Source organism: Maribacter polysiphoniae (assembly GCF_003148665.1).
Classification (GTDB): Bacteria; Bacteroidota; Bacteroidia; order Flavobacteriales; family Flavobacteriaceae; genus Maribacter_A; species Maribacter_A polysiphoniae.
In genome coordinates this window covers 136,455-151,404 of sequence record NZ_QGGQ01000003.1, presented here as the reverse complement: position 1 = coordinate 151,404, position 14,950 = coordinate 136,455, and the positions used below count along the sequence as shown (strand labels likewise).

The following is a 14,950-nucleotide window of genomic DNA, read 5'->3' as shown; positions in this document are numbered from 1 at the left end:
TACGACTCCTGGCACTTAAACTTGCCTTTAATCCAAATCAACAAAAGAATGCTCCCCAGGTACAAGCTCAACGGTAGTCATATTTTTATTCCTTTTCTTTCCTTTTTTAAAGGTTAGGGTTGTTTTTGAATCCCCCAGCAACCACGCTTCCAGTTTATTCCCTTGCAATGAAATATAGAGGTCCGTTTCTTGGGAAGCCTGAATGGTAAGCTGCTCTAGTTTTACTTGCCTTATTCCGAAGAGGAAGGCTTCATCCCCTTTATGGATGACATTTGCTCTTGATCCTTCCAATTGCCATGTACCATCATTCACCACCCAATCATTGAGCAAGACCTGCTGCTTGGTTTCATCAATGCGATTACTATAACCTTTGTAGGGGAAAATTATGGTCAGGAAGTTGAAATCCCCCTCCTTTGCTTTGGAGACCACTGTCCAATTCTTACCACGGCTTCCTGAGGTTTTTGCCGTATCCACCTCATTCAATTGAAGTATATCACAACATGCCGCATCCGGAAAAGAGGCCCTTAAGATTTTTGGGGCCAATTCGGTAGTATAATGTCCCTGCCAAACTTGTTTGTAATCGTGGGTGCCATTCGATTGGAAATTGTCCTTGACAATCCAGAATCCATCCTTACAATAAAGAACCTGCCTTGTATAGGCTACATCCTTTGTCTCGAACCCATCATGACTCCCCACAAAGAGATCGAACCTATCATTACTTTCCCATGCAATTACTTTCGGATGGGGCAATTCCTTAAACTTACCAAATCCACTCCCACCTTTATTGGAGGTCCATTGCTTACCCTGTAATTCATCGTCAATAAGGGCCACATTCTTCACCATTGAATTTTTGAACAGTTCAAAATCATCAAGGGAGTAGCGTACCTGGTAGTTGGGCAATACCACTTGACCGTTGGCAATCGCCTGTATTCCCAACATATCGCCATGTTGGTGGTCCGGTTTATCAGCATCCAATCCGGCACTGACCACCATCATTTTATCATTGGGCTCCCACCCTTGCCTCATGATATAATAGTGGGTATCCTCTAAAGCAAGTGATCCGTAGGAGGGTCGCTTCTTCCCAATATCCCTTAATTGTTCTACTTGCCGATTACTTAAAAACCAATACATGCCTTCATCGACCTTATCTGTCGCAAAGTATCCAAATTCAGGATCGTTGAACAAAACATACCCGAGTGTCATTGCCCCTGAGATATCATTTTTTTCTGCCCATGGAATTTCAGTATCATCCTGGAGTACAGGAGCACTTTTGTCCGGATACGCAATTTTCACAAGGGTACTGAACAGGGACTTGAGTTTTTGCTCCCAAGTTTCAGCAACGGTTATCTTATTGATTTGAGCCAATTGATACACATAGAAATAATTGTTGATATCGCTCATATGGTAATGTACTGACCTTTCGAACTGGAATCCATCCGGATTGATCTCTTTATCCAAATGCTCACTTAACCTCAACATTGCCCTATCGTACCATTTATCGGTACCTTCAAAATCACGAAACAGGATCGACAAAACGGCTAGACCCGACATTCCCTTGGTTTGATGATTACCTGGCACAAACCCTTCATTACGTTCGTATAAATGTTGGCCATGTTGCAATAAGGTCGCAACCGTCTGTAACTGATCTGCATCGGTATACGCCGGTTCGCTTAAGAACATATTATGGATCCAAAGCCAATTCGAAATCCGATAACCAGAACGAAAGGTTTCATAAATGCCATTTCCATCTTCGATTTTCTCATAATCGCCCAACTCCAACGCCGTATTCATGGACTTCATCTGATTCACAAAATACTTTATGTATTTCGGATCCCTACCTTCATTAAAATATAGCAAGGCTAGGTCTACCATTTTATGCTGCCTTGCCAAATGACGTAGCGCATACGCATTTACCGGCTCCCCATTCAAATAATCAAAAGGCAATACCCACTGGGTGGCGGCAGGGTATTTATTAAAGTGATCCATGGCCCTGGCTTTATGCGCAGCTTCATTCCCATAAAGCGAATTGTAGGTCTCAAGACGACCATCAAACCCTTTGTAATCATAAAAGAAACGTTCCGAAAACCGTTCCCGAAAATATGCAGCCAGCGATTCCGTTGTTATTTCCCCGTTTGCCTGTAATTGTCCACGCGTCTCGGGTTTCAAATAATCGGCAAGCTCTTCGATGTCCAATACCCGTTGATCAGGTAGTACCTGTGCCTTGACTTCTGAATGAACAAGAGTCAAAAAAAGAAGTAAAAGACCTAGTCGTTGATAGCACTTCATATTAATAGAGTAAATTGAGTTTCAGGTTTTCTTCTACCGCTATTTTTCCTGAGTTATTGATTTTATTGTTGGAATGTGTATTGTTCTTCGCTCCCCAAAGTTGGGCTATCAGTTTAACATTATTGTCGACAAAAGTATTCCCTGAAATATCCACATTGACGATACCATAGGTATTCAATAAAATGCCATTTTTCTCCTCTGCCCCACAGTTTGAAAACGTACTGTTGTTGACCAACAACGTTCCTCCAACGGTAGACTCGTCATAACCTCCCCGGTAATAGTCTATTACATTTTCTTTTACCCCGTCGAAATAACAATTCTTAATCGTGATATTTTCCGCATTGTATTCTCCCTTATCCTCCTTTTCCTCGGATAATTCCATTCCGTTTTGGCAATTCTTAAAGATGGTGTTGTTAAAGGTAATATTTTCCGCAAAGGAATATTTATAGGCTTTTAGGATATAATCAAACGTTTCGATGTTGCAATTTTCAACCGTTAAATCGTACTTGCTGGACATGTTCTCCTTCAGGCTCGCAAAAGCATATTGCTCCATATCCCCGCTAAGGCTCACTCCTTTTATTGTAAGGTTTCCTTTAGGGTTCATTTGGAACAAGGGTGTTCTCATAGCTCCTTTATAAAAAAGGGTGGCACTTCCGTCGGATATACCTGATTGTATGATCAAGGTTTTATCAATATTCAACGAAGAAGCGATTTCATAATCACCAGTTTCAAGTGTTATAATATCTCCATCTTGGGCTTTTGAAATAACATCCGCCAAGTTCATTGAAGGATTTACCACATGTGTTTTTGGCTCCGCTTTAGACGGATTTGCATCATACCACGTTGGACCATAATGGCCATTATCAAGGATAGATGGGGCTTCATTGGGTTTTCCTACGATTGCTCCCACAGCATTATTGTCCTTCCTAGAGACCCCGAACAGGTCTTTTTCAAATTCATCAAATCCAAAACCATTATAGACGGGTACGTCCGGAAAATCGGTACTGGGTACCCAAATATTTTCACTTAACTCAGTCAAAGTAAAGGATTTTGACTCTAGTGCATCACTAGGCTCAAAAGCCACACCCTGATTGTTGATGATATTATTTTTAAATTCGATACCATCCAGAAGGTCATGGGCGACAATCGGGGCTTTGTCCCCTTTCGCATTATAGATAAGATTATTGGCCATTAGAGTCCTGATTGGTCGGGCAGAACGGATCTCGGAAGCAGGCAACACATCTTTCTGGCTCACATTGGTTCCCACGCCAAATTGCCATGGCGAAGTACAATCGACCCATGAATTATAAGCGACAACAACATCGGTCACTTGTATATACCTATTTAATGGGGACTTGGGAATGCCGTTCATTACAGCCAATGGACTTCTGAAATTCTGCCCTCTTAGATTATAGAAATAGTTATTGGTTGCTATATGCCCTGTACCTATTAGCCTAATTCCACCATAATTCGGGGACACCCCGTCACCAATGAAGTAATTACCATCGATGGTACAGTAATTTCCATGTCTGGTGACCAAAGAGCCTTCACTTTTATAAAATACGTTGTTCCTAAATTCATTGAAGTTTGTTTTACTGGATATGATCTCAACCTCACCGTCACACTTTTCAAACAAATTATTGGCCACCAACGTATAACTGGGACACATAGAGGTAAAACTATTACCCAATTGAATACTCTCAGCGCTGGGTCCTCCTTTCGGTGGCCGTGGACCAAAATGGTTGTTAATGATCTTGTGATGGTTGTTTATATTCTGGTTACCGGCCAAGTCTACACGTACTGTTGGCCCTCCATTGGACTTACCTGCCAAATAACTATGATCCAATTGGTTGTTTCTTCCCTTGAACAAGACCCATAGATCCTTCAGGTTTCGTTGTGGTTTATTAAAGTCTTTGATCACACAATTGGTGACTTTGCTATGATTAGCCACGCTGTCTTTGCTCACTGCGTATTCTATTACCGCATTGGAGGGGGAATGACCGTTGACAAAGTACAATCCGTCAACGATAAGATAATCGCCCCCCAATTTGAGGTCAGACTCTCCTTGAATCAAGACTTGTCCCGATGTTTCGGCCCTTAAGGTAATTGGTTTATCTTTTGTACCACTGGACGTCATGCGGATTTCAACGTCTTCCCAAACCCCATTGGCGAGTACTATTTCATCACCGGGCTTGGCGTTCGTCAGCGCATTATGCAGCTCGTCTTTGGTAGTGACCATCGAGGAAGATTGGGTTCCTGAATCTTTACAACTGCTGATTAGAAGAAAAACAAGAGAGAGGATTACAGAATATTTCATGAATTTATATAATTGATTTGTTATGTTTCTATTTGATGATCGGTGACCGCCATTTAAAGTTTGACGAAGAACATTAAAGTCGGAACACATTCCCTTTAAACCAATAGCTGGTATTCGACTGCTCGGCAACCGAAAGGGAATGGACTTTAAAACCGGTTTATTTACTACGGATATTCTAGAATAAAACATAGGTTTATACGATACATAAAAATTGGTTAACCAATTTCATTTTATAAATGTACAAACATTATTCAGTTAGCCCAATCATTGGCTAATTATCTTGTCAATTATATTTGAATGTTCATAGTTAGGCACCACACACCAGTGTCCTCTGTGTCCGGCGTTGGCAAAAAATGAAGTCCAAGTTTTTATAATAGCGCTGTATAGCATATCAAAACCTACTCGTTTCCAAATATTCCCTTATTGATTATTGAATTACTTAGCGGTTACGATACAGATGTATGGCAGGTATAAAAAATCATTGAAAACAGAATAAAACCTGTTTCAAAAACCCTATAACAGGTTTTTACATATGGTTGTGTCCGAATTGAATTCTTGCTTATTAAATGATCCGAAAAGATTTTTTTACGATGACAGCGCCATTATCTTTTTCCAAATATTGCTGTTGACAGGGATTCCCTCCTTCAGGTTCCTTGTTCGGGTCATTGCACTCCGCTCTCCTGGATAATAGGTTTTATCCCCGGGATTCATGGGCGCTACATCATGGGTATATGTTATGATTTCGTCGATGAGCTTTTGTTGTAGGTTTTTATCGCCAAAAACCGCGGGGTAAATACAGAGATACACCTGGGAAATGCCTGTTTCAAATTCCCTTGTCCCGATTTTACTTGTAGAGTCACCTGCCGATAATAAAGTGGCCAGCATATCCAAAACTATGGAAAGGGCGGAACCTTTCCAGTAGCCAATGGGCAATCCACGTTCTTTTGTCAGAATCTTTTCCGGATCATTGGAAAGTTCATCATTGGCATCCCAACCTCCAGGGAAAGGCAGCTTTTCACCCTTCAACCTATAGTCGTTGATCTTACCGAATGCAAATTGTGAAATCGACATATCCAACACCACATGCCCCTGCTCCCTAGGTATTGATACGACAAGGGGATTATTGCCTATACGGCTGTCCTTCCCTCCCCAAGGCGGCATGTTCGGTTGCGTATTTGTAAAAAGGATTGAAATACAATCGGCATCTGCTGCCTGCCTGCCGTAGGTTCCTCCCCTCATCCAGTGATTGGTATTGCGTAATGCCACCAATCCCATTCCGTGTGATTTTGCCAATGCTATGGCTCTATTAGTACACTTTGTTGCATTGATAATGCCTGGGCCAAGGTTACCATCCCAGCGTTCCAAACTACCAAAAGTCGCCACCTTTTCCGCTTCGGCATCAATTTTAACCAGCCCTTTTTCGACATAATCAATAAATAGGGGCAGCCTATTGATTCCATGGGAATTTACGCCAACCAAAGTACTCTCCGTGAAGACCTTGGCCAGTAATTTGGCTTTCCCTTCCGCGAATTCATATTTTACAAACAGTTTGTAAAACACATCCTGCATTTGTTCGGACGTAATTCGTATGGCTTCCTCGGTCATCCTTAAATGGTTTTCAACGTATCTGTATAAAAATAGTTCGTCAATTCATCAAATGAATCAAACCGTAAATTATAATCCTCCGTGTCCCCAAATCCATAGCTTACAAATCCAAAGGGGATATCCAACAGGTCACATTGCTTTCTGTCCGAATCGGTATCACCTATGTATATCGGTGCTTGTAAATGATATTTATCGATGAGGAATTTAATATTTTCATGCTTTGGTCTGTAATTCATACCATGGGCCATGGTATCCGTAATATATGCTCCAATATGGGCCCAATCCATAAAGTATTGGATTGTAAATTCCGGGCAATTACTAACGATAAATAGTTTGTGTTTTTCTGCCAGTTTTGATAATCCTGCCTTTACACCCTCATACAATTCACCCCCATCAGTTTCAATACGTTTATATTGTAATTCGATTATTTCTTGGTAGATAGTTTTTCTTTCAATAGCGGTGAATTCCGGAAGGATCATCGCCAAAAAGGGTTCTTCTTCCATCCCCATATATTTGAACAAATCCTTTTTTGTGACTGTTCGATTAATTTTATGGGCCTTAAAGAAATCATTGAATCCTTGTGCATAAGCATTTACCCCATCCCATAATGTCCCATCCATATCGAATAGTAAGGCATCAGGTTTCAACATTGTACTCCGTTCTTCCATTCCTTTTGTTTGTTACGAATACCCAACTTAGATTACGTACTGCGTATAAGATCGGTACGGCTTTGTAAATAAGGATTCCCCATTTCAAAAAATAGCCACAATACAAAGTAAGCACAGCGCTGCGAATAAACAAGATCCCAACAATAATTTTATTCCCTATTGTGGCCAGTGCTATTTTTTCAGGTCATAGGTTAGGATCTCAAATCCATAATCAAACGATTCCCTTTCGATCAGATGTCCGACCAATGAGGATTTCGAGTTTCCAAAAAGGGGAATTCCATCCCCGAGTATGATCGGATTCAATTTTAGCTTCAAGATATCGATCAATCCATGGTCTAAAAGCCATCCCGCAAATTGACCACCACCACATAGATAGATGTCTGTTTTGGATTCTTCCTTGATTTCCTTGATCCGTTCGATCGATTTCCTTTCAATTCGAACATTACTGGCAAGTGTGTCGATCTTAAGCGTCTCGGAAAAAATATGATGCTCCATATGGGGATACGCCGGCTGCCCCGGTACGAGTCCATATTGATACCCAAATTCATAAGTCCTACGCCCCATTATAACGGTTTGGAAGTTTTGTAGATCGGATAAATACTTTTCCACCCCCTTACCTTTGGGAACAAATTTGCTTATATCATCATTAACACCGGCAATAAACCCATCCAGGGAACTCGCTACATAATAAATTACCTTTTGCATTATTTTCCACGTTTTGATATGAACATTCCCGATTTTATTACAAAGACACCGGGCTAAGGCATCTTATTCTGTGCGTTTTTATTTTCAGTATAACTTGACTTCACATGTAAATCTACTTGAGGGAAAGGTATATCGATATGGTGATCCGCGAATTTCCTGCTAATACTTCTTCGTATATCACTTTTCACCTTACCTATTCGGAAAATACTTTGGCTAAAAAACAAAACCTGAAAATCCAACGATGAATTTCCGAAATTCACTAATCGTGCCTCCGTTGATTCCCTATCATAAACATCAGGATGTTCAAACGCACTTTCCTCCAGAACCTTTATGACCAGATCAATATCACTACCGTAGGCCACACCTACGTCAATTCTAAAACGTGCCTTCATGGTCTGATGGCTCCAGTTGATAACCTTATTGGTCGTAATCAATGAATTTGGAATAATTATGGAAACATCATCGGTATTTAAAGCCTTGGAGGTTCGCAGTCCAATACTTTGGATCTTTACGATATCACCATCTATTTCCAGGACATCCTCTATTTTAATGGATTTTTCCGAAAGCAGGATTATCCCCGACAGGATATCGTTAAAGGTTTGCTGCAACCCCAAACCTATGCCCACAAGTAAGGCTGCGGACCCTGCTATCAACACCGTTAATTTTATTCCAAGGGTTTCTAAAACAAAGCCAATGGCAATCACCCATAACACATATTTAACAATCTGAAATAACGCATAACTGGACCCCTTGTCAAGTTTCCCATACCTACCGCTGTAAAGTGTTTTCTTAATTAGGGACAATATCAATTTGGTCATTAGAAAAATCATCAAGATGGTTACGAGTGTATACACCCGCAGGTTGAATTCCCCTATATGAATCAACTCTATTTCTAAAAAATTCTTTATTGTTTCCATATTGTATTTTGCTCAAGCCCTTTTACCGTCTGACGGAAGACAAGTTTATTTCATTTTACCCCTTGGGAGGATTTTATTAGGAGTTACCAATGTACTTCAATCATCCCTAAAATCATCTTTTAATTAGAAAAATCCCTCTTCTGAATCAATACCATGATCAGGGACAAATACCCATGCCCTAATTATCAACGCTTCCCATTTCAACAACCAAAAAGCATTGCTTCCAGTTTTAAAACAATTCTTGTGCAAGATTAAAATCTGCTGAAAAATTGCCATATCAATTCATTAGCGTTTAATCCCGAATTATCCAATGTGGGTAAATCATGGCCAAAACCTTCCAACTTATAATACCACACTTCGTTATCGTTCAAACCCTTGGTGTAACGATAAGCGTGTATGTTGGGTGCAATCGATAAGGTATCCACTTGGTTACACCCATTGAATTCTCCCCAATAATCCATTATGGTATCCATATGTGGTGCCCCGCCCCAACCAAATTCCGTTGACATGCTTCCATCTATAGGGACGACAGTATCGGTCATTCCGGATATTTGCAGAACGGGTATGGGGTGAGGTGTGGAATTTCGGTTTTCCCAAATATGACCGGTCATTGTTCCCGTAACGGAAGCGAGTGCCTTAAATACATCCGGGGATTCACAGGCCAAGGTATAGCCCATAAAACCACCATTGGAAATACCACAGACGAAAGTCCTGTTGGGGTCGAGGTTATACTTGGTTTGCAAATGCTTTGCCAGACCTGTCAAGAATCCCACATCATCAATTTTGGAAGAAGGCAACCCTCCGGTCCAATATGGTTTTCCCGTATTGACATCAATAGTCCCTTGCGGATAACACACCGCAAATTTGTTTGCCTCAGCGATGCTATCAAGCTGTAAACTTTGCACATGGTCCTTTGCATAACGCCCATAACTATGAAGAACGAAAACCAAAGGTGCATTCTCCGGCAAATTGACCGGTTTATACAGAACGTATGTTCTGTCCAGATCATCATGATTGTAAATAGCATGATACATGCGCTTATTGCAAGAATAAAAAAATATCATTACAAAAGCGATACCATAAATAAACTTCGATGTCAATTGACCCTTTAACATTATGAATGACAATTTGTTCACAAAACACTGATTATAAGGCATGTTGTATTATAGAACCAAACAACCGATCAGATTAGCGACCTTCTTTAAGGTATGGAATCTAACTATCTGACCACACTGCCAATTCATTACCCGAGGGATCCATAAAATGAAATCTACGACCGCCAGGAAAAGAAAAAATATCCTTTGTGATCCTACCCCCAACCTCTATGATCTTATTCTTTATCGATTCAATATTGTGATGATATAAAACAATCAATGCCCCGTTTACTATCTCATTTTCAGTTTTTTCAAATCCACCTTCAAGACCACTATCCGAAAAAGCAATATAGGTTTCCCCGTAATCAACAAAAGTCCAATCAAACGAGGCTTTGTAAAATCCCTTTATTTCCTGAAGGTCTTTCGCTTTGAATTCAATATAATTTATATGATTGTCCTGGGCTTCCATGCTAATTATTTTTATGTGATATTTTTTTAAATTGACTCAAAAAAAACCATCTTACCGTGCAGCTGCTTATAAAATTATTTATAAATAGCCTTAGTTCAATGAATTTTGTGATTATTTATATTTCCATACCAAACCCAACAAGACTTTTCCCTAAAAATACCCCTCCCCATAAGTTATTTTTGTAATTTTAAAAATTGGTTAACCAATTTAGTTGACCAGGTTAAAGATAAGAAGGGTTGTGCATGTTCTTATTTTAACAAGCAGTGTAATGCACAATTCAAATCTTAAAAAATGAGTAAAGAAGGCAATTCGAATCCTGAACAGCGCAAACAGAGTAGAAAAGATACCATACAATATATTAACCTACAATTATCGACACTTGGGCAACCCATTTACCAAGACGATGATAATTCAGAAGAAAAGTTCTGTAATCCGAAATTCCAGGAGTTGACGAACGGATTGATCCAGAATTTTCGCGAAAAATCAAGATTGTTATCAACCCATCTTTCCCCTGCCGATTCCAGGATCCAACAATTCTTGAATGATTATTTGGCCGACGTATTGATGGGAGACACCATACGTTTACCCAATGACACCTTGGTTTTAAACCAAAAAGGGCATGCCAGGGAAGTAAGTCTACCTCCTAATGGCACCACGTTTATCAGTGACGATATTTCATCGTATCGTATAAAACAGGGTATTTTAAATAACCCGGTCAATGACAAAAGGACTACCAAAGGAACGTTCCATATCGTTGAAGGAACACTACCTGTTCCATTAGACAAAAAGGAAGTACCCAAAATTGCCTTCATGCATTTTTTGAAGGCGGCCTTCAACCCTTCGGATAAACTAAAAATATTGCCTTTTACCGCTAATCAGGAAGATCGGGCCAAATTAATGGTTTCACTTCTAATGCGCCCCATGGTATGTCCCGAAGTCAAGGGTGTTATTTCTAAAAAGAGTTTAGAGGTTCGTTTTTTTGCCCCAGGAAGCCTGGTCAGTAATTTGGATTTTGTGGAATCCATTTTCGGAAATGCCGGCGACCCCTATTTGGCAGAAAATGATGCGGCATTGGATACTGAACATTGGACCGGACACACCGGCTGCATCGTCCTTGCCCCCCAATTAAAGACCCTGACCAAGAAAGAAGTAGGCTTACCCCATTTTAATGATGCGACGGAGCGTCAAAAAAATGACGGAATGTGCTGGAAGGATGAAAAAGAGTTGTACAACGATGGCAGTGCCTTTAAAATAACATGTAGGGATGACCGAGGTGTGGTCGTTACGCTCATTGCCGACAATTATTTTGGGTATTCCAAAAAGGAAATCAAAACCCAAATCAGCTATTCGGCAAACTTATTCGGTTTGGTCGAAGAAGAACACTCCGGTGGGGCAATAGCCTATCCAAGGGGGGTTATGGGAGACATTGTCGATGGCAGTGCCTTTTCGGAAAAATTCGGGAACAAGTTCAGTTTTGAGGATGTTAAAACATTATTGGGCGACAGGATCGAGGTTAAAACTTCAAATTATGCGATTGACAGGAATTATCCAAACCTGATCTATATACCCGAGGATGCCTATATCAACACAAATACCAATAGCATTACCTGGACGTACAACAACAAGACCCAAAAACTGATCTTATCACCGCTTAAAACGTATATACACCCCACAGGAAATAAATTCAGATTAGAGAAACACAAGGCAATTTCATTATGGCGAATTGTCAATACCTCTCCCGAGGGAGTCTTTTGCCACAAGCCCTGTACGGTTTCCGGCGGGGGGAAATCCGAGATTTCCAAATCGATGTTGAATGCCATAACCTATAATTCGTTCAATGTCATAAATATTGAAGAGGACTTTAAAAAGGCCGATGAGATCATTGAATATGATTATTCAAAACGCTGGAAAGATTACGACCCTACACTACCCCCATCAAGATCTTTTTTAGATAAAGGAAGAACCTTGGGGTCCGCCGTTAAATTATTGACACCATCGGATAAGAACAATGATGAGTACAATGCATTCATATCCAATATTCCAGTGCATATCAGATCCTTGGTCTTATTTGTAAAAAGGTTATATCGACAGGATCACGATGAGTTGAACTGGAAGGACTGCATGTCCGTTCAAATCATCAACGGACAAAAAGGAACCGAACTATGGTATTACAACAATCCGGTTGTCGGTAGCTATGTGCGTATAGGATTCAACCAAGAAGGAAGTTGGATGCTGAACAAACTACGGTCCGACTTCTCCGCTTCAACGAAAATCCAAATGGAGGACGATATCTCGGCATCGATTACCCTACCTAGGACTCAGCTTAAAAATTTAAATCCATCCTATCCGAACAAAAGTCTTAAAGTCGTTGCCAACTGTGAATCCTATTTGTTTCAACGGCCGGATGAGGCTATTGTAAGGGGCTATGATGAGGGTGCGGAACGCGATTTGGTTTCAGACAATGTCTTTTTGACCAACTACGAGTTGTTGACTAAAAAAGATGCGATTGAAATATACGAGGACACAATCAATTTTGACAAATACACCCAACCTGTTAAAGACTTGATTGTAAGTGTCGTAAATAGTCCGAATGAAGAGGAGTACTTCGCATTGCCTTCCCATACTAGGATCGTTAATGGCGAACCTACCAAAAACCCCCGATATTTAGAACCCAATATATTTATTGATGAAACCGAAGACAGTTATTTAGGCGAAATAGGCGTGCGTCTATACCGAAAGGTAAAATCGGAAGACCCCGTGACCCATGTAGTAAATGCGGTTTTGCCAGGAAGAAGGAACAATCCCGTGGATAAAAAAGCGGGCATACGACCTTTAGCCGTCTATAACCCTATCCATTATCAGGAAACACCGGAGTTGTTCATGGACTTCATTTGCAGTCTAACCGGTAAATCCCCCTCAACCACAGGCGCGGGCTCCGAAGGAGCCTTGACCAAAGGGCCGTTTAATATGCTCACCCCTACAAGTGATCTGAATAATGCCCTATTATCCCATATTCTAACCGAGTCCAATGCATTTAGTACGGCCGCCGGTTATGTGGGTGGTCAAAATAAGGTAGATCATGACATCAGTCTTTTAATCCCTGAAATCTGGGCGCGTCTAGAAGCTAAGGATCGTGACCCCAAGGCTTTGATTGCGAATGGTTCACTGGAAAAATTGGAGGACTTTGAGTATAACGGTAAAAAAGTATTGGCCAGTAGATTAGGGTACCGCATTACAAGTACCTTCTCTTTACGCTGTTTAAATCGATTGTTCGATGAACCCAATGCCGTATTCAACGAAAAGATGCTAAAACCGGAATTACAGGGCATGGAAGACTTTGTTGACGGTATTGCCAATATTGTAGAAGCGCAACAGAAAGTTGCACTGCGGTATTTTGAGGATGGTAGTATCGAGGCGGCGATACCTCCCTTGAAAATATTATTGCATATCATGGCTTATGGCCATTATGAAGGTAAGAACATGAGCGACCCTGAATTACGGGGGTATTTTGAAAGGGAGTATATTATCCATAGCGATTGGTATGCCGAACGGTTAAAGCTAAAACAGCAGAAGGACATCCAATTCTACACCAAACAAATCAATTATCTAAAAGGTTTTATTTCCGACCCCAACAATGCGGTATTGGTTGCGAAGATGGATTTGAACACCCGTTTACAGCATGTAGAAAAATCGCTTAAGGAAGTCAGTTCCCCTACCTACCTGAAAAGCTTGGAAGGTACTATTGGCGCCGACCCTTTATACAGGAAATAGGTTTTATTAGTAATGTAAAGACCCTTTTCCAAGCATTGTACACATTAAGCCTAAACGGGGGTTTGAGCCTAATAAGGTCAAACCCCCGTTTCATTTATAAAAAACAAATGAAGTGGATCTTCCTTTAGTTATATTCCGGTATGGAACATTTGGGTCCCCTACCCAATACTACCCCTACGTTTAAGGCCATAGACCTAAATACCCGGGGAGTGTTTTTGTATTGGTATTTCGTTTAGACAATCGTTAACTCAACACCCAATTCAACCAATCTGTTCTTTGTTTTCTCATCAATACCATCATCGGTAATGATCTGATCAACCTCATCCAACCCACAAATCCTTCCAAACCCCTTTTTGTTGAATTTTGAAGAATCGGCCAAGACAATGATCTTATGTGCCGCTTTGATCATTTCCTTATTTAAGGAAGCCTCCATAGAACTTGTGGTCGTGAGGCCATATTCGAGATCAATCCCATCAACCCCTAAAAACAATTTGGTAAACGTAAATTCGGCCAACATTTTTTCACCAATAGGCCCCACAACGGAGGAGGAACTCGATCGAACAATGCCTCCCAATTGCATAACATCAATCTCTTTGTGTTCGGCCAAGATAATGGCCGTGTTCAAAGAAGCGGTTAATACGGTCAATCCCTCAATAGGTCTAATATGCCTGGCAAATTCGATGACCGAGGTTCCTGAAGCAATTATAATACTGTCATGCGGCTCTAGGGTTAGGGCAGCAGCTATCGCTATCTTGTTTTTTTCCTTGGTATGTATTTTTTCCTTGATATTTACGGGGTGTTCCGTAATGTACGGATTCACCGGAATAGCTTTCCCGTGCGACCTGAACAACAGCTTCCGCTCTTCAAGTAACTTTAAGTCCTTTCGAATTGTAACCAAAGAAACATTAAACTCCTTACTCAATTCGTTAACGTTTACAAAGCCATCCTCTTCAAGCTTCTCCAGGATAAGCCTGTGGCGATCGATAATATTCAATGACATTTTGTTTCGTTTTACACAAAGGTACAACATCAAGTAATCAAAATAAAGCTTGGATATCACTTTTGACAGAACTATCCGTAATCAAAACGAAACCATCACACATCACATTATCCTAAAA

General features: G+C 40.6%; 10 protein-coding genes. 1 reads left to right on the top strand and 9 read right to left on the bottom strand.

The features are described from left to right. Window positions 1-27: 27 nt before the first annotated feature. The 8 genes from LX92_RS08130 to LX92_RS08095 all read right to left on the bottom strand — a co-directional run bounded on the left by LX92_RS08130 (window position 28) and on the right by LX92_RS08095 (window position 10,061). Entirely contained in the window at window positions 28-2,286 is a 2,259-nt protein-coding gene (locus LX92_RS08130; RefSeq protein WP_109649808.1) for a heparinase II/III family protein, read from the bottom strand. 1 nt (window position 2,287) lies between these two features. Further along, the gene (locus LX92_RS08125; RefSeq protein ID WP_109649807.1) at window positions 2,288-4,603 is read right to left on the bottom strand and encodes a chondroitinase-B domain-containing protein; all 2,316 of its coding nucleotides are present in this window, start codon (window positions 4,601-4,603) and stop codon (window positions 2,288-2,290) included. A gap of 585 nt (window positions 4,604-5,188) precedes the next feature. Then, window positions 5,189-6,208: a 3-dehydro-L-gulonate 2-dehydrogenase gene (gene yiaK / locus LX92_RS08120; RefSeq protein ID WP_109649806.1), complete on the bottom strand. Its 1,020-nt coding sequence runs from the start codon at window positions 6,206-6,208 to the stop codon at window positions 5,189-5,191. A 2-nt stretch (window positions 6,209-6,210) separates the two neighbouring features. Further along, on the bottom strand, window positions 6,211-6,876 hold the full coding sequence (locus tag LX92_RS08115; RefSeq protein WP_109649805.1) for an HAD family hydrolase: 666 nt from the start codon (window positions 6,874-6,876) through the stop codon (window positions 6,211-6,213). A 171-nt stretch (window positions 6,877-7,047) separates the two neighbouring features. After that, on the bottom strand, window positions 7,048-7,581 hold the full coding sequence (locus LX92_RS08110) for a dihydrofolate reductase family protein (RefSeq protein ID WP_109649804.1): 534 nt from the start codon (window positions 7,579-7,581) through the stop codon (window positions 7,048-7,050). A gap of 53 nt (window positions 7,582-7,634) precedes the next feature. Continuing rightward, window positions 7,635-8,498: a mechanosensitive ion channel family protein gene (locus tag LX92_RS08105; RefSeq protein ID WP_109649803.1), complete on the bottom strand. Its 864-nt coding sequence runs from the start codon at window positions 8,496-8,498 to the stop codon at window positions 7,635-7,637. 251 nt (window positions 8,499-8,749) lie between these two features. After that, the gene (locus LX92_RS08100) at window positions 8,750-9,532 is read right to left on the bottom strand and encodes an alpha/beta hydrolase family esterase (RefSeq protein ID WP_170117813.1); all 783 of its coding nucleotides are present in this window, start codon (window positions 9,530-9,532) and stop codon (window positions 8,750-8,752) included. 181 nt (window positions 9,533-9,713) lie between these two features. Further along, window positions 9,714-10,061 carry a VOC family protein gene (locus LX92_RS08095; RefSeq protein ID WP_109649801.1) on the bottom strand — a complete coding sequence of 116 codons (348 nt, stop codon included), beginning with the start codon at window positions 10,059-10,061 and terminating at the stop codon, window positions 9,714-9,716. A 291-nt stretch (window positions 10,062-10,352) separates the two neighbouring features. Here LX92_RS08095 and LX92_RS08090 point away from each other — a divergent pair, with 291 nt between their 5' ends. Beyond that, complete coding sequence (locus tag LX92_RS08090) at window positions 10,353-13,832, top strand: hypothetical protein (protein WP_109649800.1); 3,480 nt, start codon at window positions 10,353-10,355, stop codon at window positions 13,830-13,832. A gap of 232 nt (window positions 13,833-14,064) precedes the next feature. Here LX92_RS08090 and LX92_RS08085 read toward each other — a convergent pair whose 3' ends face one another. After that, window positions 14,065-14,832: a DeoR/GlpR family DNA-binding transcription regulator gene (locus LX92_RS08085; RefSeq protein ID WP_109649799.1), complete on the bottom strand. Its 768-nt coding sequence runs from the start codon at window positions 14,830-14,832 to the stop codon at window positions 14,065-14,067. Window positions 14,833-14,950 lie beyond the last annotated feature (118 nt).

Bases quoted from the DNA above. Each gene is read 5' to 3' on its own strand.
- LX92_RS08130 (WP_109649808.1), bottom strand. From the start codon at position 2,286: ATGAAGTGCTATCAACGACTAGGTCTTTTACTTCTTTTTTTGACTCTT.
- LX92_RS08125 (WP_109649807.1), bottom strand. From the start codon at position 4,603: ATGAAATATTCTGTAATCCTCTCTCTTGTTTTTCTTCTAATCAGCAGT.
- yiaK (WP_109649806.1), bottom strand. From the start codon at position 6,208: ATGACCGAGGAAGCCATACGAATTACGTCCGAACAAATGCAGGATGTG.
- LX92_RS08115 (WP_109649805.1), bottom strand. From the start codon at position 6,876: ATGGAAGAACGGAGTACAATGTTGAAACCTGATGCCTTACTATTCGAT.
- LX92_RS08110 (WP_109649804.1), bottom strand. From the start codon at position 7,581: ATGCAAAAGGTAATTTATTATGTAGCGAGTTCCCTGGATGGGTTTATT.
- LX92_RS08105 (WP_109649803.1), bottom strand. From the start codon at position 8,498: ATGGAAACAATAAAGAATTTTTTAGAAATAGAGTTGATTCATATAGGG.
- LX92_RS08100 (WP_170117813.1), bottom strand. From the start codon at position 9,532: ATGTATCATGCTATTTACAATCATGATGATCTGGACAGAACATACGTT.
- LX92_RS08095 (WP_109649801.1), bottom strand. From the start codon at position 10,061: ATGGAAGCCCAGGACAATCATATAAATTATATTGAATTCAAAGCGAAA.
- LX92_RS08090 (WP_109649800.1), top strand. From the start codon at position 10,353: ATGAGTAAAGAAGGCAATTCGAATCCTGAACAGCGCAAACAGAGTAGA.
- LX92_RS08085 (WP_109649799.1), bottom strand. From the start codon at position 14,832: ATGTCATTGAATATTATCGATCGCCACAGGCTTATCCTGGAGAAGCTT.